The sequence below is a fragment of the Huijunlia imazamoxiresistens genome (assembly GCF_037132455.1).
GTDB classification, from domain to species: Bacteria; Bacteroidota; Bacteroidia; order Chitinophagales; family Chitinophagaceae; genus Flavisolibacter; species Flavisolibacter imazamoxiresistens.
The window spans coordinates 1-21,950 of the sequence record NZ_JBBBEI010000028.1 but is presented as its reverse complement, the minus strand read 5'-3'; the positions used below and the strand labels follow the sequence as shown (position 1 = coordinate 21,950).

The following is a 21,950-nucleotide window of genomic DNA, read 5'->3' as shown; positions in this document are numbered from 1 at the left end:
CAGGAACTTTTTAGCTTTCCCCCTTAAAACATTTTCGCCTTGACCCCCCATTTCCTCCGAAAGAACAGTCCCGTTTTTCTTACCCTTGCCTCCTGGGCGCTGCTGACCCATACGGCGCAGGCGCAAACCGCCTCCGGAACACAGACCGCTCCCGCCGCTCCCGCCGCTGCCGCTGCGAAAAAGGCCAAACCCGTACCACCACCGCCCCCGGTTACCGCCGGCGCTGGTGGCCGACTGGTGTATACCCCTGACGCCCTGGGCAACCGGGTGCCGGATTTTTCGTACAGCGGTTATAAGGCCGGTGCCGCGGCTATCCCCAATGTGCCGGTCCGCATCGTGGTGCCGGTAGCGAATGGCGATGCCACCGCCCGCATCCAGGCCGCCCTCGACTATGTGGCCGCCCTGCCGGCCGATAAGGACGGCTTCCGCGGCGCCGTGCTGCTGCAGAAAGGCGTGTACGAAGTATGGGGCGGATTGAAACTTTCGGCTTCCGGCGTCGTCCTCCGCGGCAGCGGCATGGGCGAAGACGGCACGGTGCTCCTCGGCGCCGGCATCGACCGCCAGACCCTGGTGTCCGTAGCGGGAAAAGGTGACCAGACCCTCGGGCCCTCCATCGCGGTTACCGGAGGCTACGTGCCCGTCAATGCGACGAAAATTAAAGTGGCGGATGTTTCCGGCATCAAGGCCGGGGACAAGATCCTGGTGCAGCGACCCAGCACCAGGGAATGGATCGACCTGCTGGGTACGGACCACTTCGGCGGCGGCGAAACCGCCCTGGGCTGGAAGCCCGGCGCACGCAATGTTTCCTGGGACCGCACCGTGCTGGCCGTCAACGGCAACGAGCTGACCCTGGACGCACCGCTGACCACCGCCCTCGACCCCGCCTATGGCGGCGGCACCGTGGCCGTGTACCAGTGGCCCGGCCGTATCAGCGGGGCAGGAGTGGAGCACCTCCGCCTGCGCTCGACCTTCGACAAAAACAATCAAAAAGACGAAAACCATCGCTGGATGGCCGTCACCCTCGAAAATATTGCCGACGCCTGGGTGCGCCAGGTGGTGTTCGAACACTTTGCCGGCTCGGCCGTGGCAGTGCTCGAAAGCGCCAGCCGTGTCACCGTGGAAGACTGTAAATCGCTGGCGCCCGTGTCGGAGATCGGCGGACAGCGCCGCTACACCTTTTATACCTCGGGCCAGCAGACCCTGTTCCAGCGCTGCTACGCCGAGCGGGGTTTTCATGACTTTGCCGCCGGCTTCGCCGCCACCCTCAACGCCTTCGTGCAGTGCCAGTCGGACCGCCCCTACAGCTTCAGCGGTACCATCGACAGCTGGGCCTCGGGCATCCTGTTCGACATCGTGAACGTAGACGGCCAGGCCCTGCGCTATGCCAACCGCGGCCAGGACGGCGCCGGCGCCGGCTGGACCGCCGCCAACTCGGTTTTCTGGCAGTGCTCCGCCGCCCTGGTGGAATGTCCCGCCCCGCCTACCGCTACCAACTGGGCCTTCGGCACCTGGTCGCAGTTTGCCGGCAACGGCCACTGGGAAAGCTCCAACGAACACATCCGTCCCCGCTCGCTCTACTACGCCCAGTTGGTCGACCGCCTGGGCGACAGCACCAGGGGCCGTGTGCAACTGCTGCCCGTGGAGTCGGAAGCTTCCAGCAGTCCCCCGGTGGAGGTGGCCATGAAGCTCACCCGCCAGGCGGTGGATCCCGCCCCGCTGCTGACCGACTTCATTGACGCCGCTGCTACCCGCAACCCGATCCCCGTAAACAGTGAGGCTGTCAAAACCATTGACCAGGTAAAAACTTCGGCTCGCCCCGCATTCGTCGGCGCCCCCGCCATGCGCGTGCTGAACGGCTGGCTGGTCCGTGGCGGCCAGCCCGTGATCGGCGGCCGCATGAACGAACCCTGGTGGCGCGGCAACGTGCGCCCCGACGGCATCAGGGCGGCATCCCCCGCCATCACCCGCTACGTGCCCGGCCGCACCGGCACCGGGCTGACCGACGACCTCAATGCCCTGACCGACACCATGGCCCTGCGCCGCCGGGTGGTGCTGGAGCACAACTACGGCCTGTGGTACGAGCGTCGCCGCGACGACCACGAGCGCATCCGCCGCATGGACGGCGAAGTATGGCCGCCCTTCTACGAGCAGCCCTTCGCCCGCAGCGGGCAGGAAAGCGGCTATGACGGCCTGAGCAAATACGACCTGACGAAATACAACCCCTGGTACTGGAGCCGCCTGAAGCAGTTTGCCGACCTGGCCGACCAGAAAGGGCTGGTGCTGGTACACCAGAACTATTTCCAGCACAACATCATCGAAGCCGGCGCCCACTATGCCGACTTCCCCTGGCGCCCGGCCAACAACATCAACAACACCGGCTTCCCCGAGCCCGTGCCCTATGCCGGCGACAAGCGGGTATTCCTGGCCGACCAGTTTTACGACGTCAACCACCCGGTTCGCCGTCCCCTGCACCGCGCCTACATCCGCCAGTGCCTGGAGAACTTTAAAAACAACAGCGGTGTGATCCAGCTGGTCAGTGAAGAGTATACCGGCCCCGCCCATTTCGTGCGGTTCTGGCTCGACGTGATCAACGAGTGGGAAACTGAAACCGGCAAGCAGGAGATCATTGGGCTGAGCACCACCAAGGACGTACAGGATTCCATCCTGGCCGACCCTGCCCGGGCCGCCGTGGTGGACCTGATCGATATTCGTTACTGGCACTACCAGCCCGACGGCAGCGCCTATGCCCCGGCCGGCGGCCAGAACCTGGCGCCCCGCCAGCATGCCCGCCTGCTGAAGCCCAAACGCACCACTTTTGAGCAGGTGTACCGGGCCGTGCGGGAGTACAAGCAGAAATTCCCCGACAAGGCGGTGCTGTTTTCCGCCGACGGCTGGGACGCCTTTGGATGGGCCTCCTTTATGGCCGGCGGCTCGCTGGCGACCATCCCCGCCATTGCCCACCCCGGCTTCCTGGCGGCGGCCTCCTCCATGCGGCCCCTCGACCTGCCCGGCGCTGCCAAAGGCGTGCTGGCCCTGGGCAACAAGGACCGCGAATACATCATTTACAACGAGGACGACGCCCCGGTTTCCGTGGACCTGTCCGGTGTAAAAGCCACCTACAAGGCCCGCTGGATCGATACCCGCAGCGGCGCCCTGCTGAAGGAGCAAAAAGTAAAAGGCGGCAGCGCCCTGGAGCTGAAAGCCCCCAAAAAAGGCGCGCTGCTGTGGCTGGCCCGTAACTAGGAATTAGGGTATTGGTTAATTTGTTCATTGGGAATCAGGAGCGATCCCACAGCCATCAAGGCCCAAATTAACCAATTAACAAATTAACCAATACCATGAATTTTCAATTCGGTTGTAGGGGAGAAGGGCGGCCTTGTCGTCATTAAAAGAATCCGGAACTGTCTTCCCTGTTTTCGCAAATAGATTTTCTTTGTTGATCATGAATAAAAAATCGATTCTCGCTTCTCTTTTATCATTTTCCTCTCTTTTTTCGCTGGGCCAGCAGGCAGCGCTGCCGAAGCTGAAAGTGTCGGCCAACAAACGGTTTATCGTAACCGAAAAAGGCGACCCCTTCTTCTGGCTGGGCGATACCGGCTGGCTGCTGTTTGGCAAGCTGTCCCGCGAGGAGGCGGAAAAATACCTGGAAGACCGTCGTCAGAAAGGCTTTAATGTGGTACAGGTGATGGCGCTGCATACGGTGGGCGCCGTAAACGTGTACGGCGATAAGGCCCTCCACAATAAGAACGTGGCACAGCCGGCCACCACCCCCGGCAACGATCCTTCCGATTCCACCCAGTACGATTTCTGGGACCATGCGGATTACATCATCGACCTGGCCGCCCAAAAGGGCATCTACATGGGACTGGTACCCGTGTGGGGTACCAACGTGGGCGAGGGCATGGTGGCCGAAAAGGACGCCAAAGTTTACGCGGCTTTCCTGGCCAACCGCTATAAAGACCGCTCGAACATCATCTGGCTGAACGGCGGCGACATCAAGGGCAGCGATTCGCTGAACACCTGGAAGACCATCGGCCGCACCATCAACCAGATCGACAATAACCACCTCATTACCTTCCATCCCCGCGGACGGACGACCTCCTCCGTATGGTTCCATAACGAACCCTGGCTGGACTTCAATATGTTCCAGTCGGGCCACCGCCGCTACGAGCAGGACACCACCAAGGGCGAGCCGTTCCATTACGGCGAGGACAACTGGAAGTTCGTGCAGCACGACTTGGCGCTGAAGCCCCTCAAGCCCACCATCGACGGCGAGCCTTCGTATGAAGCCATTCCCCACGGCCTGCACGACAGCTTGGAAAAACGCTGGACCGATGCCGACGTGCGCCGCTATGGCTACTGGTCGGTCTTTGCCGGCGGCTTCGGCTATACCTATGGCCACAACGACGTGATGCAGATGCGCAAGCCCACCGAGCGGTCCGGCGCCTTCGGGTCGCTGTACAACTGGTACGACGCCATCAGCCACCCCGGCGCGGGCCAGATGGTGCACCTTAAAAACCTGGTGCTTTCCAAACCCTTCCTGGAGCGCGTGCCCGACCAGTCGCTGGTTGCCGGCGCCCCCGGCCAGCGCTACGACCGCATCCTGGCCACCCGGGGTAAGAACTATGCCTTCCTGTATACCTATACCGGCCGCAACTTCAGCGTGAACATGGGCAGGATCGCCGGCGCTAAAGTAAAAGCCTCCTGGTACGATCCCCGCACCGGCGACAAGCAGGCCATCGGCTCGTTTGCCAACAAGGGCGTGAAAGCCTTCAATCCCCCGGGAGAAAAGAAGGACGGCAACGACTGGGTGCTGATCCTGGAAAGCCTCTGAATTTTTTGAACAAACGAAAAAACTACTTTCGGGCATGTTGAACCGGATATCACTTTTACTTCTTTCGATCGTCCTGCTGGCGGGCTGCCGCTCGGCCAAGGACGTTTATATGTTCACCTCGTTTCATGAGCCGGCGGATGCGGGACTGCGGATGCTGTACAGCAAGGACGGCTACCACTGGAAGGACCTGGACACCGTGCTGCTGAAACCTCAAATTGGTGCCCAAAAGGTGATGCGCGATCCTTCCATCGCCCGGGGCGCCGACGGCACCTACCACCTGGTATGGACCAGCAGCTGGCGCGGCGACAAGGGCTTTGGCTATGCCTCCTCCAAAGACCTTATTCACTGGTCGGACCAGCGCTTTATCGAGGTGATGAAGAATGAGCCCACTACGGTAAACGTGTGGGCGCCGGAGCTGTATTACGATGCGGACGGCAAGCAGTTCGTGATCGTATGGGCCTCCTGCATTCCCAACCGTTTTGCAAAAGGCGTGGAGGACGAGAACAACAACCACCGCCTGTACTTCACTACTACAAAGGATTTCAAAGAATTTTCCGAAACCAAGCTCTTTATGGACCCCGGCTTCAGCGCCATCGACGCGGTGATCCTCAAAAAAGAGCCCGGTAAATACGTGCAGGTGCTGAAGGACAATACCCGCCCGGAGCGCAACCTCAAAACGGCGTTCAGCAGCAGCCTGCTGGGTCCTTATACCAACGTATCCAAACCCTTTACCGGCAATTTCATTGAAGGCCCTACCGTGGCCAAAGTGGGCGAGGACTGGCTGATCTACTTTGATGTGTATGAAAAGAAGATCTACGGCGCCATGAAAACAAGGGACTTTCAAACCTTTACCGACATCACGGGCGAAGTGAGCGTACCCGTCGGCCACAAGCACGGAACGATCTTTAAGGCAACGCAAAAAGATTTAAAGAAGCTGCTGAAATATGCAGGGAAGAAATAGGCAAGAAGCAATAGTCAACAGGCAAATTATTACCGCACTTTTAAGAAATAACGAACGACTTGGATAACATGAAACATATTCTCGCAACCACCATGGCGGCCGCACTTTGCGGATTGAGCCTTTCAACTGTACAGGCGCAGGATACCGTGCGCTATACCGGCAAAACCCTGGTAAACGTGGACTACCACCACGGCCAGCTGAGCCCTGCCGTAGGCGTGCACAACATCCAGACCCTCCGCGCCAGCCGCGAACGGCCCGAGACCGCCGACTCCTTCGGCTGGACCTACAACCATGCCCCCATGCTGGCGTACTGGAACAACAAGTTTTACCTCGAATACCTCAGCGATCCCGTGGGCGAACACATTCCCCCCAGCCAGACCTACCTGCAAACCTCGAACGACGGTTATAGCTGGTCGAAGCCCATCGTGATCTTCCCGCAATACAAAGTGCCCGACGGCACCAAAAAGGAAAGCCATCCCGGCGTGGCCAAAGATCTGTACGCGGTGAACCACCAGCGCATGGGCTTTTTCGTCTCCAAAAAGAAGCGCCTGCTGGCCCTGGCCTACTACGGCTTTGCCCTCGACGCCAAGGACGATCCGAATGACGGCAACGGCATCGGCCGCGTGGTACGCGAAGTACTGCCCGACGGCAAGTTCGGCCCCATCTATTTTATCCGGTACAACCATGCCTTCAACGAAAAGAACACTTCTTTCCCCTTTTATGCCAAAAGCAAGGACAAAGGTTTCGTTGAGGCCTGTAACGAGCTCCTGGCCAACCCGCTGATCACGCAGCAATGGGTGGAGGAAGCCGACCGCAACGACCCGCTCATTCCCCTGAAAAAAGAATACAAGGCGTTTTGCTGGTACACCCTGCCCGACGGCCGCACCGTGGGCCTGTGGAAGTACGCCCTGACCGCCATCAGCAACGACAAGGGCAAGACCTGGCCGGCCAATGCCGTGCGGGCGCCCCGCTTCGTCAATGCCAACGCCAAGATCTGGGGACAGCGTACCTCCGACAACCGCTACGCCACCGTCTACAACCCTTCGGAATTCCGCTGGCCCCTGGCGCTCTCCACCAGCGAGAACGGCCTGGACTATAACAACCTGCTGCTGGTAAACGGCGAGATCACCTCCATGCGCTACGGCGGCAACTACAAATCCTACGGTCCGCAGTACGTACGCGGCATCGTGGAAGGCAACGGCACGCCCCCCGACGGCAACATGTGGGTGACCTACAGCATGAACAAGGAAGACATGTGGGTGTCCAAGATCCCGGTGCCCGTACGCGGCAGCGTATCGGAGCATGCCAACGAGGTGTTCAACAACATCAAAGAAGGAGAGGAGCTGAAAAACTGGAACATTTACAGCCCGCTCTGGGCCTCCGTGCGCATCGAAAAAGCAGCCGACGGCACCCGTGTGCTGGCGCTGCGCGACAAGGACCCCTTCGATTACGGCAAGGCGGAACGCGTCATCCCCGCTTCCAAGCGCCTGGCCGTTGAATTTTCCATTACCCCTGCGCAGGCCGACAAAGGACTGCTGGACATAGAATTTGTTGATGCAAAAGGAACCCCGGCCATTCGACTTTCGTTCGATTCGGCCGGACAGTTCCGAACCAAGGCCGGCTATCGCAACAAAGGCCTGGCTACCTACACCGCCGGTCAAAAGATGGACATCCGCGTAGAGCTCAATACCGAGACCCGTTTTTATACCGTGACCGTCAACGGCAAGAATACCGGCAACAACCTCACCTTCGCGCCGGTGGAAAGCATCGAGCGCATCGTGTTCCGCACCGGCGGGGTACGCCGCTTCCCCGATGCCGATACGCCGACCGACCAGAATTACGACCTGCCCAATGCAGGTGGTATGGATCCCGAAGCGGTGTATTTCATCCGGTCGTTCAAAACCGCGAACAATTAATTGTAACGTCGCCCTTAACCAAACCTGACAGGTGTTTCCACCCTGTCAGGTTTTCTTCTTTATCCAACTTATTAAAAATTCATGACCCGCATAAAATTCTTCCTGGCCTTCCTGCTGCTGTCCCTGGCGGGCAGGGCGGAGGTGAGCCTTCCCAAGGTCCTCGGCAGCAACATGGTGCTGCAGCGCCACAAGCCCGTGTGCATCTGGGGCAAGGCGGCTGCCGGAGAGGCGGTGACCGTCACTTTTGGCAAGCAGGTAAAAAAGACCGTTGCCGCCATCGAGGGCAGCTGGCAGGTATTCCTGTCGCCGCTGGCGGCGTCGGCCCAGCCCGCGCAGCTGGTAGTGGCGGGCACCAACACCCTTATCCTCGACAACGTGCTGGTGGGAGAGGTGTGGCTTTGCTCGGGGCAGTCCAACATGGAATTCACCATGAACAAGAGCAGCAAGTACGCCAACGCCGTACACGGCAAGGGCCTGGACCCGGAAGCGCTGCAGCAGGAAAAGAACGGCAACATCCGCCTGTTCCTGGTGAAACGCGACCTGAACAAGGGGGGCGATATCAATAAAGGCTGGAATGCCGCCGAAGGGGAACACCTGAAGGCCTTTTCGGCCGCCGGCTACCACTTCGCCAAAAAGCTGTACGAAGAGCTGCGCATCCCCATCGGCGTCATTTCTTCCTCCATACCCGGCAGCCGCATCGAGCCCTGGATGGCTCCCGGCGACTTTGCCGGCACTTCCGGCTTCCGGATGACCGGCAGCGGCGACAGCCTGAACGTGGACGGCGAGCGGGTGGGCAAGTTCTATGCAGGCATGATCCGCCCCCTGGCGCCCTTTACCCTGCGGGGCTTTTTGTGGTACCAGGGCGAGTCGAACTGCATGCTGAACGAGCGGGAGCCATACACCCGAAAGCTGAAAATGCTGATCGGCAACTGGCGCCGCACCTGGAAGGATGAAAAGCTGCCGTTTTATTTCGTACAGATCGCTCCCTTCCTGTATTCGGGCAGCAATGGCGGCGACCAGGCGCATACGCCCGAGGCGCTGGCCGAATTCCGCGAAGCGCAGGCCGCCGCCCTGTCGGTGCCGTATACCGGCATGGTGGTGACCACCGACCTTTGCGACAAGCTCGACGACATCCACCCGACCTATAAATGGGAAGTTGGCCGCCGCCTGGCGCTGCTGGCCCTGGAAAAGGATTACGGCAAGAAAGTAGTAGCCTCAGGTCCCGCTTTCAAAAAACTCAAAGCTGCAGGAAATAAGCTGGAAATTGAATTCAACCATACCGGCAGCGGGCTCGTGAGCCGTGACGGGCAGGCCCTGACCTGGTTCGAGCTGGCCGGCGCCGACGGTAAATTCGTGCCGGCGGAAGCCCGCCTTGCGGGTAAGAAAGTAGTGGTATCTGCGCCCTCCATCGCCCGGCCCACGGCGGTTCGCTTTGCCTGGAACGAGGCCGCACAACCGAATTTATTCAACAGGGAAGGTTTGCCCACCGTACCTTTCCGCACATTATCCAATCAGAAGAATTAATACGCAAATTGATAATTGTAAATAACCCTTGATGAAGTCGTTTTTTCAGAGATCATTTTTACTCGCACTTACTTCCTGCTCCTTGTTCGGGTTGAAGGCACAAAAGACCGAAACGGTCTACCTGTCCGGTACGGGCAGCGACCAAACCGTCAACTGGCAGTTCTTCTGCACCGAAGGACGCAATTCCGGCAAATGGACCACCATACCCGTCCCTTCCAACTGGGAGCTCCAGGGTTTTGGAAAATACAATTACGGTTTCCAGAAAGACAGCTCGAAGGGCAGGGAAAAAGGCCTGTACAAATATGAGTTCAAGGTGCCCGCGGCCTGGAAAGGCAAGAAAGTGCAGATCGTCTTTGAAGGCTCCATGACCGACACCGAGGTAAAGATCAACGGCAAGTCCGCCGGCCCGATGCACCAGGGTTCCTTTTATGCTTTCAAATACGATATTTCGGACCTGCTGCAATACGGCGGTAACAACGTGCTGGAAGCTACCGTAGCCAAGCATTCCGCCAACCAATCCGTAAACGAAGCCGAGCGCAAGGCCGACTTCTGGATCTTCGGCGGCATCTTCCGCCCCGTTTTCCTGGAAGCCCTGCCTGCCCAGAACATTTCAAGGGTAGCCCTCGATGCCAAAGCCAACGGCGCCTTCAAGGCCAATGTATACGTGCAGCCCGGTACCGCCAATGAAGTATCCGCCCAGATCTATACCCTGGCTGGCCAGAAGGTGGGAACGGCATTTAAGAAAGCCCTGAAAGGAGGCGACAGCCTGGTGCAGGTGGCCACCTCGGTAGCCGCTCCCCGGCTGTGGACGCCCGAAACACCGAATCGGTACCGGGTCGAATTCAGCCTGCTGAAAGGCGGCAAACCGGTGCATACCGTTTCCAAAAATTTTGGCTTCCGCACCGTGGAAGTGAAGGAGCGCGACGGCGTGTACGTCAACGGCGTCAAAATTAAGTTCAAAGGCGTTAACCGCCACTCTTTCTGGCCCGAGACCGGCCGCGCCCTGAGCAGGAGCCGCAGCATTGCCGACGTGCAGCTGATGAAGGACATGAACATGAACGCGGTGCGCATGTCGCACTACCCGCCCGACGGCCATTTTTTGGAGGTCTGCGACTCCCTCGGCCTGTTCGTGATGGACGAGCTGGCAGGCTGGCACGGCCACTACGATACCCCTACCGGCACCAAGCTGTTTCATGAAATGCTCGAGCACGACGAGAACCACCCCTCCGTCGTGTTCTGGATCAACGGCAACGAAGGCGGCCACAACTACGAGCTGGACCACCTCTTCGACGAACACGACATCCAGCGCCGCCCCCTGATCCACGCCTGGGAAGATTTCCGCGGATTTGACACCCAGCACTACCGCGAATACAACTACGGCGTGGGCAACTACATGCACGGCCACAGCATCGTGATGCCGACGGAGTTCCTCCACGGCATGTACGACGGCGGCCACGGCGCCGGCATCGAGGACTATTGGGAAGCCATGTGGCATTACCCGCAATCGGCCGGCGGCTTCCTGTGGGACTTTGCCGACCAGGGCGTGGTGCGTACGGATAAAGACGGCTTCATCGATACCGACGGCAACCACGGCGCCGACGGCATCGTAGGTCCCCACCACGAAAAAGAAGGTTCCTATTATACCATAAAAGAGGTCTGGTCGCCCGTCTACTTCGAGCGCCGCGAGCTCACACCTTCCTTTGACGGCACCTTTTACCTGGAGAACCGTTATCATTTCACCAACCTCAATCAATGTAAATTTTCGTACAAGCTGGCGACCCTGCCCCTCCTGGGCTCCCGGGCGAAAAAGGACAGCGTGACCGGTTCCATTCCGGCGCCCAACCTGAAGCCCCTGGAAAAGGGTGCCCTGCGGATGGCCCTGCCCGCCAACTGGAAGTCCTTCGACGTGCTCCACCTCACCGCTACCGACCCCCACGGCCGCGAGCTGTTTACCTGGAGCTGGCCCATTACGCTGCCGGCTGCCGTAGCACCGAAGATCGTAAAAACGGAAGGCCCCGGGAAAGTGGACATCACTACTGCCGATTCGGCCTTTATCGTCAAGGCCGGGGGCAACGAATACCGGTTTCACCAGCGCACCGGCATCCTGCAGCAGCTGCGCAGCGCCAAAGGCGAGGTGCCTTTTAACAACGGTCCCGTATTGCAGGAGGCCGCCAACAACTTTGCCGGCTTCAAACACCGCTACGACGGCAACAACCTGGTGATCGAATCGACCTTCGACCGCAAGAACAGCTACAACACCCTGCAGTGGACGGTTTATCCCTCGGGCTGGGTACGGATGAAAGTGAACTACTTCCCCGGCGCCTATTTCACCCGGATCCTGGGCGTGAACTTCTCGTTCCCGCAGGACCAGGTGAAAGGCATCCGCTACATGGGCAAAGGTCCCTACCGCGTCTGGAAGAACCGCATGAAGGGCAATGCCTTCGGCGTGTGGGAAAAGGCGTTTGACACGGTGGCTACCGGCATGACGCCCTGGAAGGTTCCCGAATTCACCGGTTACCATGCCAACATGTACTGGGCGCAGCTGCAGACCACCGGCCAGCCGCTGACCTTCGTGACCGACCAGGAAGACCTGTTCCTGCGGCTCTTTACGCCCCACCTGGAATTCGATCCCTGGCACAACATTGACCCGACCTTTCCTTCGGGCGATATTTCGTTTATGCAGGGCATAGCCCCCATCGGCACGAAAACCCAGAAGCCGGAAACCACCGGCCCCATGAGTGATAAGCATATTTATTACGACTACGAAAAGGATCCCAAACGCTACCGGGAGATCAACGTATACTTCAAGGCAGGAGAGTAGTGCTACAGGATATTCCCCCCGCCTCTACCTAAAAAGGCGCTCCTTAACGCAAAGGGCGCCTTTTTAGGTAGAGGCGGTAAAATAATCCATCAATAAAGTCAAAAATTATATTTCCCACCCTGAACGCCTCTTCTAACTTTACCCGTCCCAAAAACCGTCCGCCTTTCCGGCCTTCCGAAAAAGGCCAAGGGCGAAAAAAAAGCGCCGGCCACCGAAAAACGGCGCGGTGAACGGGAAAATAAAGGTTCTTTAAGAGCATTTACCGCCAAATTGGCCCACATTGTTTTGTCATATGAAGCATAAAAAACTTACGTTCCTCCTTGTCCTGGCGCTTGGCGCCGGCGCTGCCCTGGTTTCTTTCAAAAAGGAAGGCCCCGGCGCCCTGCAGCTCTCCAACCTCCGCACCGAGATGCTCCGCAACCCGCAGGGCATCGACGCCGAAGCTCCCCGCCTGAGCTGGGAAGTGGAAGGCGCCGGCCGCGGCATCGAACAAACCGCCTACCAGGTGCTGGTAGCCTCCAGCCCCGCCAAGCTGGCCGCCGGCGAAGGCGACCTCTGGAACTCCGGCAAGGTCGCCTCCTCCCAGTCTGTACTAGTACCTTATGGGGGCAAACCCCTTTCCAGCCGCACCGCCGCCTTCTGGAAGGTCAAGACCTGGACCTCCAAAGGCGAAAGCGACTGGAGCCCCGCCGCCCGCTGGAGCATGGGCCTGCTGGCCGAAAAGGACTGGAACGCCCAGTGGATCGGCATGGACAGCGCCTTTGCCTGGGACAGCGTCAGCCAGTTCGCCCGCCTCTCCGCCCGCTACTTCCGCAAAGAATTTGCCGCCACCGCCCCGGTGAAGAAAGCCACCGTCTACATCGCCGGCCTGGGCCTGTACGAGCTGTTCCTCAACGGCAAGCGCGTCGGCGACGCCGTGCTGGCACCCGTACCCACCGACTACAGCAAATCCGTTAAATACAACACCTACGACGTTACCGCCGCCCTGAAACAGGGAAAGAACGCCCTGGGCACCGTGCTGGGCAATGGCCGCTTCTTTGCCATGCGCCAGAACTACAAGCCCCATAAGTGGCACACCTTCGGCTATCCCAAGATGCTGCTGCAGCTGGAGATCGAATACGCCAACGGCAAAAAAGAAATCATTAAAAGCGACGACAGCTGGAAGATGACCGCCGACGGTCCCATCCGCACCAACAACGAATACGACGGAGAGGAATACGACGCCACCAGGGAGCTGACCGGCTGGACCACCGCCGGCTATGCCGCCAAAAGCTGGCTGCCCGTGCAGCTGGTAAAAGCCCCGGGCGGCAGGGTAGAGGCCCAGATGACGGACAACATGAAGGTGATGGAAGTGCTGAAGCCCCGGAGCATCACGCAACAGAAGCCCGGTACCTGGATCCTCGACATGGGCCAGAACATGGCCGGCTGGCTGCAGCTGAAAGTGCGCGGCCAAAAGGGCCAGCAGGTGAAGCTGCGCTTTGCGGAAACCCTTCAAAAGGACGGCTCGATTTACGTGGCCAACCTCCGCGATGCCCGCGTGACCGATATCTATACCCTGAAAGGGTCTGGCGCCGAAACCTGGCACCCTTCCTTCGTGTACCACGGCTTCCGCTACGTGGAGATCACCGGCTATCCCGGCACACCTACGGTAGGGGACTTCGAAGGCCAGGTGGTGTACGACGACATGCAGACCACCGGCACTTTTGAAACTTCGGACCCCACCATCAACGCCGTCTTCAAAAATGCGTACTGGGGCATCCGCAGCAACTACAAGGGCATGCCCGTAGATTGCCCGCAGCGCAACGAGCGCCAGCCCTGGCTGGGCGACCGTGCCACCGGCGCCCACGGCGAGAGCTTTATCTTCGATAACGGCCGCCTGTATGCGAAATGGCTCGACGACATCGAGCAGTCGCAGACCGCTGAAGGAGCCATCCCCGACGTGGCGCCTTCCTTCTGGTTTTATTACAAGGACAACATGACCTGGCCGGGCACCTACCTGGTGATCGCCAATATGCTCTATAACCAGTACGGCGACAAGCAACCTATTGTGAAGCATTACGCGTCCATGAAAAAATGGATGGGCTACATGAAGAGCAAGTACATGACGCCGGAATATATCGTGACCAAGGACAGTTATGGCGACTGGTGCGTGCCGCCGGAATCGCCCGAACTGATCCACTCCAAGGATTCGCTGCGCCAGACCGACGGCAAGCTGATCGCCACGGCTTACTACTACTACCTGCTGCAGCTGATGCAGCAGTTCGCCACCCTGTCCGGCCACCAGAACGATATTCCGGAGTTCCAGGCCCTGGCGGCAAACATCAAGGAAGCCTTCAACAAGAAATATTTCGACCCGCAAAGCGGGCGCTATAGCAACAATGCGGTAACCGCCAACCTGCTGCCCCTGACCTTCGGCATCGTGCCCGAAGCCAGCAAGAAAGCGGTGTTTGACAACATCATCCAGAAAACCGTCGTGGAAAACAAAAGTCACCTCAGCACCGGCCTGATCGGCTCGCAGTGGCTGATGCGCGGCCTGTCGGCCTATGGCCGTCCCGACGTGGCCTTCACCATCGCCGCCAACCGCGACTACCCGAGCTGGGGCTATATGGTGGCCAACGGCGCCACCACCATCTGGGAGCTGTGGAACGGCAATACCGCCAACCCGGCCATGAACTCGGGCAACCACGTGATGCTGCTCGGCGACCTGGTGATCTGGTACTATGAGAACCTGGCGGGCATCAAAACGGCCCCCGGCGCTCCCGGCTTTAAAAAGCTCGAAATGAAGCCCACCCCTGTAGCCGGGCTGACCTCCGTGAACGCCTCCTTCCGCTCCGTGCAGGGAATGATCCGGAGCTCCTGGAAAACCGAAGGCGGCCGCTTCCAATGGCAGCTGTCCCTCCCCGGCAATACCGAAGCCGAGATCTATGTGCCGGCCCGTTCCATGGAAGACGTAACCGAAGGCGGCAAGGCCCTGGCTTCCGTGCCCGGAGTGACCTTCCTGCGCCAGGAAGGCGACCGCGCCGTACTGCGGGTAGGCTCCGGGTCCTATTCCTTCAGCAGCCCCGTCACCGGTGTAAAAAGCTTCTAAACCCACAAATAACTATTCCCCCGATAATGAAGAAAATTGTAAGCCTGCTGGCCGTTGTTGCCCTGAGTGTCCCGGCTGTTTTTGCCCAGACTTCCGTGAAAGCAAAAACCGCCCCCGGGAAAGGTCCCTGGAAAAGCGGCATCCTGGTAGACGAATTCGTGTATGAGAAAGCGCCTTTTCCGCAAAGCCATTCCGCTACCATCGTGGAAACCCCCAAAGGACTGGTGACCGCCTTTTTCGGCGGCACCCGGGAACGCAACCCCGATGTGTGCATCTACGTGAGCCGGCTGGTGAACGATAAATGGTCGGCCCCGGATAGCGTGGCGGACGGCAAAGTAAACGACACCCTTCGTTACCCTACCTGGAATCCCGTGCTGTTCCAGGTGCCCAACGGCGAACTGCTGCTGTTTTACAAAATCGGTCCCAGCCCTTCCACCTGGCAGGGCTGGATGCGGACGTCCAAAGACCATGGCGTTACCTGGTCGGCCCCTCAATCCCTGCCCAAAGGCTTTATCGGGCCCGTAAAGAATAAGCCCGTGCTGTTGAACGATGGTACCATCCTGGCACCTTCCAGCACGGAAGGCTCCGGCGGCTGGCGCGTGCACTTCGAAGCCTCCAAAGACCAGGGCAAAACCTGGGAAAAGATCGGTCCCATCAACGACGGCAAGGAGCTGAATGCCATCCAGCCTTCCATCCTTTTTCACAAAGGCGGCAAGCTGCAGATCCTGGCCCGCAGCCGCAACCGGGCCGTGCTGGAAAGCTGGTCGTCGGACAACGGCAAGACCTGGTCACCCCTGGCTAAGACAAATTTACCCAACAACAACAGCGGAACCGATGCAGTCACCCTCAAGGACGGCCGCCAGTTGCTGATCTACAACCACGTACTGCCTCCCGGCGACCTGGCCAAAGGTCCCCGTACCCCGCTGAACATTTCCGTTTCCAAAGACGGTAAGAACTGGTCGGCCGCGCTGATCCTCGAAGACTCGCCCATCAGCCAGTATAGCTATCCTTCCATCATCCAATCCTCCGACGGCATGGTGCACGCGGTGTACACCTGGCGCCGTGAGCGGATCAAATACGTAAAGATCGACCCCTCCAAACTAAAGCCGGTAAAGATCGAGAACGGCGTTTGGCCCAAAAAGAAAGGCTACGAAGCCCCCAAGGGTGGGGAGATCACCAACGATTAGGGAATTGGGATATTGGTTAATTGGTTAATTGGTTAATTGGTTAATTGGACGGGGAAACCTACAACGGACGGCTCCTCCTAATTAACCAGTTAACCAATTCCTTCAAAAAAATATGGCATGAAAAAAAGCTTACTGGTCCTGTTAACGTTCTTTGGGCTTTCCTCCTTTGCACAAACCTCCGACGATGGTTTTAAACGGCCGTTGAAAGAAGTATTGCAGGAGATCGAAAACCGCTACAAGGTAAAGCTGAAATATTCGGAGCCGATGGTGAAGGACCACTGGGTGACCTATGCCGGCTGGCGGTTCCGCCCCAGCGTGGAAAAGACCCTGGAGAACATCCTTCCGACCCAGGATATGACCTTTTCCAAAACCGGCACCCATTCCTATGAGCTGCAGGGCTACCGGTATCACCTGAAAACCCCGGAAGAAGGAAAAGAGCAGCTCGACTACCTGTCCACGCGCTACCACGATAAAGAATCCTGGGAAAAGCGCCGGGCGGCGCTGCGTTCCTGCATCCTGTCCACCCTGCGCCTGTCGCCGCTGCCCGCCAAACCGGCTTCGCAGCCGATAGTAACGCCGGTACGCACCATGGACGGCTATACGGTGCAGAACGTGGCCATCGAAACGCTGCCCGGCCTCTACGTGAGCGGCTCGCTCTACAAACCCCTGAAGCCGAAAGGGAAGATGCCCATCATCCTCAATCCCGACGGGCATTTCGGCGACGGCCGCTACCGGGCCGACTGCCAGTACCGTTGCGCCATGCAGGCCCGCATGGGCGCCGCAGCCTTTAGCTACGACCTGTTTGCCTGGGGCGAATCGGCCCTCCAGTTCAAGGCCGAAGACCACCGCCGCAGCCTGGCCCAGACCATCCAGGTGCTCAACGGCATCCGCATCCTCGACTACCTCACCACTCTTAAGGGCGTGGACACCAGCCGCATCGCCGTAACCGGCGGATCGGGCGGCGGCAGCCAGACGATGTTCCTCACGGCCATCGACGACCGCATTAAAGTGAGCGTGCCCGTGGTGATGCTGTCGGCCTTCCACAACGGCGGCTGTCCCTGCGAAAGCGGCATGGGCATCCAGCTGTGCGAAGGCGGGTCCAACAATACCGAGATCGCCGCCCTGGCAGCGCCCCGCCCCATGCTGGCGGTATCCGACGGCAAGGACATGACCCAGACGGTACCCAAATACGAATACCCTTTCCTGCAGCGCATCTATGGCTTTTACGGGAAGACGGACGGGGTGCAAAACGTGCACCTGCCCGCAGAAGGCCACGATTACGGCCTGTCGAAGCGGCTGGCCACCTACGATTTCCTGGCGCAGCACCTGAAGCTGAATGCCGCCGCCGTAAAGAACAAGGAAGGCAAATACGATGAATCCAAAGTGACCATCGAGAAATACCCTGCCCTGTACGTGTTCGGCGACAAAGGCGAACGCCTCCCGGCTAACGCCCTCAAAAGTTTCGACGAACTGACGAAGGTTTTTAATGAAAGCATTTCCCAATAGTACGATGCACCGGCGCCCCGTAAGGGCGCTGTTTTACCCTTTAAAATCACCCCTGCTGTCATCATGAATACTCCCCAACAGGATAACCCTTCTTCCGATTTTTCCCGCCGGCGCTTTTTGGGCGCGGCCGCTACTCTTACCGCCGGCCTGCTGTTTTCCCGGCAACTCTCCTGGGCCGGATCGGCCCAACCCGACCTTTTGGACGTTTTTGCCAAAGGAAAACCCCGCTATAAAATTGCCGTGGTGGACCTGATGATCCTGAAGCGCCAGAAACTCAGCGCCTTCCAGCTGGCCAAGGACCTCGGCGCCGACGGCCTGGAGGTGGACATGGGCGGCCTGGGCCAGCGCGAAACCTTCGACAGCCAGCTCGCCAACCCCGATACCCGCAAACAGTTCCTGGACAAGGCCAAAGAGCTGAACCTCGAGATCTGCTCCCTGGCCATGACCGGCTTCTATGCCCAGTCCTTCGCTACCCGCGCCACCTACCAGCGCATGGTGCAGGACTGCATCGATACCATGAAAGCCATGAACGTCAAGGTGGCCTTCCTGCCCCTGGGCATCCAGGGTGACCTGAAAAAGAATCCCGGGCTGCGCCCCGCCATCGTCGAGCGCCTGAAGGTGGCCGGCAAAATGGCCGAGGAGGCCGGGGTGGTCATCGGCATCGAAACCGCCCTGGACGCTGCCGGGGAAGTGCAGCTGCTCCAAGACATCGGCTCGCCCGCCATCAAGATCTATTTCAACTTCGCCAACCCGCTCTCCGAAGGCCGCGACCTGTACCGGGAGCTGAAGATCCTTGGTAAAGACCGCATCTGCATGATCCACTGCACCAACAAGGACGGCGTATGGCTGCAGAACGACAAGCAGGTGGACATGAAGAAAGTGAAGAAGACCCTCGATAAAATGAAGTGGAAGGGCTGGCTGGTGATCGAGCGTTCCCGCGACCAGACCGACCCCACCAACGTGCGCAAGAACTTTACCGCCAACACGGCCTATATGAAAAGCGTTTTCCAGTAAAGCGCGCAGCACACCAGACGAATTACACGAACCAATCAAAGGATAGAATTGATGAAACGGTTGTCTCTTATTTTCTCGTTTACGTTATTGATTTCCCAAGCCTTTGCCGCCGATATATGGGTGGCGCCGAACGGGGCGGACAGCAATCCCGGCACCTCCGCCCAGCCCAAAGCCACCGTGCAGTCGGCCCTGCGGCAGGCCCGCGAGCTCCGGCGCCTGAAGGACCCTTCCGTAAAGGACGGCATTCACATCATTGTCAAAGGGGGCACCTACCGCCTGTTCGAACCCCTGTTCGTACGGCCCGAGGACGCCGGCACCGAGGGCAGTCCCACCGTTATTGAAGCCGCTCCGGGCGAGCGGCCGGTATTCAGCGGGGGCGTGGCCGTCACGGGCTGGAAAAAGGCGCCTGCCGTAGCGGGACTGCCGGCAGCGGCCCGCGGCAAGGTATGGGTGGCCGATGCTCCCACCGAATGGGGCCAGGTGCAGTCCTTCCGGCAACTGTGGGTCAACGACCAAAAAGCCATCCGCGCCAAGAGCGTTAACGGCGACAGCATGAGCCGCATCCTTTCCTGGAACCACAAGGACGAGACCTGCTGGATCCCCAAACCCAAAACCGGCGACATTTCTTCCCTGCAGGGTATGGAAATGTTCATCCACCAGTGGTGGGCGGTGGCTAACCTGCGGGTACGGTCGGCAAAGGTGCAGGGCGACAGCGTGCTGCTGTCCTTTTACCAGCCCGAAAGCCGCATCCAGTCGGAGCACCCCTGGCCCGCGCCCTGGCTCTCCAAAAAGACGGGCAATTCCGCTTTCTACCTGGCCAATGCCCTGGCGTTCCTCGACGAGCCGGGCGAATGGCACCTCGATAGCAAGGCGGGAAAGCTGTATTACTGGCCCCGTAGCGGCGAAAACCTGGCATCTGCCCGCGTGATCGCCCCGGTGCTGGAAACCCTGGTGCGGGTGGAAGGAACCCTCGATAATCCCGTAGCCTACTTCCAGTTTAAAAATATTTCCTTTCAGCACGCCACCTGGCTGCGCCCCTCCCGGGAAGGCCATGTGCCCCACCAGGCCGGCATGTACATGCTGGACGCCTACAAGCTCAAAATTCCCGGTACTCCCGACAAGAAGGGGCTGGAGAACCAGGCCTGGGTAGGACGCCCCGCCGCCGCCGTTTCGGTAAAATACGCCCACCATACCGGCTTTGAAGGCTGCCGCTTCGAGCACCTGGCCGCCACCGGCCTCGATTACGTCCGGGGCACGCACGACGACGTGGTAAAGGGCAACCTGTTCCGCGACATCGGGGGCACCGCCCTGCAGGCCGGCGTCTTTTCGGATGAAAGCGTGGAGGCCCACCTTCCCTACAATCCTTCCGATGCCCGCGAGGTATGCACCAACATGCTGATACACGATAACCTGGTGACCAACGTGACCAACGAAGACTGGGGCTGCGTCGGCATCGGCGCGGGCTATGTCCGCGGCATGCGCATCGAATACAACGAGATCTGCGACGTGTACTATTCGGGCATCTCCCTGGGCTGGGGCTGGACGAGGACCGTGAACGCCATGCGCAACAACGCCATCACGGCCAACAAGATCCACCATTACGCCAAGCAGATGTACGACGTGGCGGCCATTTACACCCTGTCGGCCCAGCCCGGCTCGGTCATCACCCGCAACTACGTGGACAGCATTTACGTGGCGCCTTATGCCCACGACCCGCACCACTGGTTTTACCTCTATTGTGATGAAGGCTCGTCCTATTTTACCGTGAAAGACAACTGGTGCCCGGCGGAGAAATTTTTGCAGAACGCCAACGGCCCCAACAACCTGTGGACCAACAACGGCCCCATGGTATCCGACAGCGTGAAAACGGAAGCCGGCATCCGCCCGCCTTACCAGCACCTCCTGAAAGAAAAAGTAATTTCTTCTAACTGGCCCATTAACCACAAAGAACCATGAAACTGAAATTCTATTGCCCCTGGTGGGGAAGCGAGCACCTGTGCTGGGATGATTTCCTGTCCGCCGTAAAGCAGGCGGGCTATGACGGCATTGAATACGCCATTGCCAATGACTCCTCCCGGGCTAAGCTGGAAGGCGTTTGGGAAAAGCTGGAGCAATACGGGCTCGAAGCCATCCCCCAGCACTACGGCACCTATGATGCCGACTTTGCCAAACACTTCGATACCTATGCCGCCTGGCTGGAGCTGGTAAAGCCCCTGCCTGCCCCCAAAATCGATTCGCAGACCGGCAAGGATTTCTTTTCCTTTGAGCAGAACAAGCAACTGGTCGACCTGGCGGTAGCGCATACCCAGAGCTCCGGCGTGGACGTATTCCACGAAACCCACCGGAACAAATTTGCCTTTGCCGCCCACATCACCAAAGAATACCTGCAAAAAATTCCTTACCTGAAACTTACCCTGGATGCCTCGCATTGGGTGAATGTAGCCGAATCCTACCTTGACGACCAGCCTGAAGCAATGGCCCTGGCCATCTCCCGGACGGAGCATATTCATGCCCGTGTCGGTTATCCCGAAGGCCCGCAGGTACCGGATCCCCGTGTACCCGAATGGCAGGAAGCCGTGGAAAAGCACCTTGCCTGGTGGGACAAAGTGGTAGCGCGGAAACGGGCCGAGAAGGCTACCTCCTTCACCATCACCCCCGAATTCGGTCCTTATCCCTACATGGTATCGCTGCCCTTCACCCGCCAGCCCATCACCAGCCAGTGGGAAGTCAACAAGTACATGATGGACATGCTGCGGGAGCGGTACCAGGATGTTCGTGTGGCCACCAGCAGCAGGAGCGCATCCGAGATTATAGAAGGTTAAGGCGTAAAACCTCTCCCCCGGTCTAGCCTAAGGCTACGAACCCCCTCCCCACATAGGGAGGGGGTTCGTAGCTTCGCGGGAGAAGTGCATGTAAATCAGAAGCAAGGTAGGGCATACCAGTGCGGCTTCAGCTCTTACTATTGTTTCTCTCATAATAGGCTGCTGCCGCGGAGCTACGAGACTTCACCCCTCCCTATGTGGCTACCGTTAGGACACATTTAAGGCCCAGCCCGGTTAAGGGCTTCCTGGGCAAGTTTCCATCCTTCATAGATGGCCA

At 59.1% G+C, this 21,950-nt stretch carries 12 protein-coding genes; all 12 read left to right on the top strand.

Going from position 1 to position 21,950, the window contains the following annotated elements; all coding sequences use genetic code 11:
* Nucleotides 1-39 precede the first annotated feature (39 nt).
* The 12 genes from V9K67_RS22820 (at nt 40) to V9K67_RS22765 (ending at nt 21,673) form a co-directional block, all read left to right on the top strand.
* Nucleotides 40-3,243, top strand: coding sequence for a DUF6298 domain-containing protein (locus V9K67_RS22820; RefSeq protein WP_336726622.1), 3,204 nt, complete (start codon nt 40-42; stop codon nt 3,241-3,243).
* 199 nt (nt 3,244-3,442) lie between these two features.
* On the top strand, nt 3,443-4,834 hold the full coding sequence (locus V9K67_RS22815) for a glycoside hydrolase family 140 protein (RefSeq protein WP_336726621.1): 1,392 nt from the start codon (nt 3,443-3,445) through the stop codon (nt 4,832-4,834).
* A 34-nt stretch (nt 4,835-4,868) separates the two neighbouring features.
* Nucleotides 4,869-5,795, top strand: coding sequence for a glycoside hydrolase family 43 protein (locus V9K67_RS22810; protein ID WP_336726618.1), 927 nt, complete (start codon nt 4,869-4,871; stop codon nt 5,793-5,795).
* Nucleotides 5,796-5,863: 68 nt separating this feature from the next.
* Nucleotides 5,864-7,711: a six-hairpin glycosidase gene (locus V9K67_RS22805; protein ID WP_336726615.1), complete on the top strand. Its 1,848-nt coding sequence runs from the start codon at nt 5,864-5,866 to the stop codon at nt 7,709-7,711.
* An 81-nt stretch (nt 7,712-7,792) separates the two neighbouring features.
* Complete coding sequence (locus V9K67_RS22800) at nt 7,793-9,235, top strand: sialate O-acetylesterase (RefSeq protein ID WP_336726614.1); 1,443 nt, start codon at nt 7,793-7,795, stop codon at nt 9,233-9,235.
* Between the two features lie 31 nt (nt 9,236-9,266).
* Nucleotides 9,267-12,056 (top strand): glycoside hydrolase family 2 protein, encoded by a 2,790-nt coding sequence (locus V9K67_RS22795; protein ID WP_336726612.1) that lies wholly within the window; start codon nt 9,267-9,269, stop codon nt 12,054-12,056.
* Nucleotides 12,057-12,348: 292 nt separating this feature from the next.
* Nucleotides 12,349-15,144, top strand: coding sequence for an alpha-L-rhamnosidase (locus V9K67_RS22790; protein WP_336726609.1), 2,796 nt, complete (start codon nt 12,349-12,351; stop codon nt 15,142-15,144).
* A 26-nt stretch (nt 15,145-15,170) separates the two neighbouring features.
* Nucleotides 15,171-16,331 (top strand): sialidase family protein, encoded by a 1,161-nt coding sequence (locus V9K67_RS22785; RefSeq protein ID WP_336726607.1) that lies wholly within the window; start codon nt 15,171-15,173, stop codon nt 16,329-16,331.
* 117 nt (nt 16,332-16,448) lie between these two features.
* The gene (locus V9K67_RS22780) at nt 16,449-17,837 is read left to right on the top strand and encodes an alpha/beta hydrolase family protein (protein ID WP_336726605.1); all 1,389 of its coding nucleotides are present in this window, start codon (nt 16,449-16,451) and stop codon (nt 17,835-17,837) included.
* A 63-nt stretch (nt 17,838-17,900) separates the two neighbouring features.
* Nucleotides 17,901-18,851, top strand: a complete 951-nt coding sequence (locus tag V9K67_RS22775) for a sugar phosphate isomerase/epimerase family protein (RefSeq protein WP_336726604.1) — start codon at nt 17,901-17,903, stop codon at nt 18,849-18,851.
* 51 nt (nt 18,852-18,902) lie between these two features.
* A complete protein-coding gene (locus V9K67_RS22770; RefSeq protein WP_336726602.1) occupies nt 18,903-20,807 on the top strand; it encodes a right-handed parallel beta-helix repeat-containing protein in 1,905 nt (634 codons plus the stop codon).
* A complete protein-coding gene (locus V9K67_RS22765) occupies nt 20,804-21,673 on the top strand; it encodes a sugar phosphate isomerase/epimerase family protein (protein WP_336726601.1) in 870 nt (289 codons plus the stop codon). The genes V9K67_RS22770 and V9K67_RS22765 overlap by 4 nt, the downstream gene beginning before the upstream one ends.
* The last annotated feature ends 277 nt before the right edge of the window (nt 21,674-21,950 follow it).

Excerpts from the sequence above, each read along its gene's own strand:
- V9K67_RS22765 (WP_336726601.1), top strand. The coding sequence starts at position 20,804 with ATGAAACTGAAATTCTATTGCCCCTGGTGGGGAAGCGAGCACCTGTGC.
- V9K67_RS22810 (WP_336726618.1), top strand. The coding sequence starts at position 4,869 with ATGTTGAACCGGATATCACTTTTACTTCTTTCGATCGTCCTGCTGGCG.
- V9K67_RS22805 (WP_336726615.1), top strand. The coding sequence starts at position 5,864 with ATGAAACATATTCTCGCAACCACCATGGCGGCCGCACTTTGCGGATTG.
- V9K67_RS22800 (WP_336726614.1), top strand. The coding sequence starts at position 7,793 with ATGACCCGCATAAAATTCTTCCTGGCCTTCCTGCTGCTGTCCCTGGCG.
- V9K67_RS22780 (WP_336726605.1), top strand. The coding sequence starts at position 16,449 with ATGAAAAAAAGCTTACTGGTCCTGTTAACGTTCTTTGGGCTTTCCTCC.
- V9K67_RS22775 (WP_336726604.1), top strand. The coding sequence starts at position 17,901 with ATGAATACTCCCCAACAGGATAACCCTTCTTCCGATTTTTCCCGCCGG.
- V9K67_RS22790 (WP_336726609.1), top strand. The coding sequence starts at position 12,349 with ATGAAGCATAAAAAACTTACGTTCCTCCTTGTCCTGGCGCTTGGCGCC.
- V9K67_RS22815 (WP_336726621.1), top strand. The coding sequence starts at position 3,443 with ATGAATAAAAAATCGATTCTCGCTTCTCTTTTATCATTTTCCTCTCTT.
- V9K67_RS22795 (WP_336726612.1), top strand. The coding sequence starts at position 9,267 with ATGAAGTCGTTTTTTCAGAGATCATTTTTACTCGCACTTACTTCCTGC.
- V9K67_RS22770 (WP_336726602.1), top strand. The coding sequence starts at position 18,903 with ATGAAACGGTTGTCTCTTATTTTCTCGTTTACGTTATTGATTTCCCAA.
- V9K67_RS22785 (WP_336726607.1), top strand. The coding sequence starts at position 15,171 with ATGAAGAAAATTGTAAGCCTGCTGGCCGTTGTTGCCCTGAGTGTCCCG.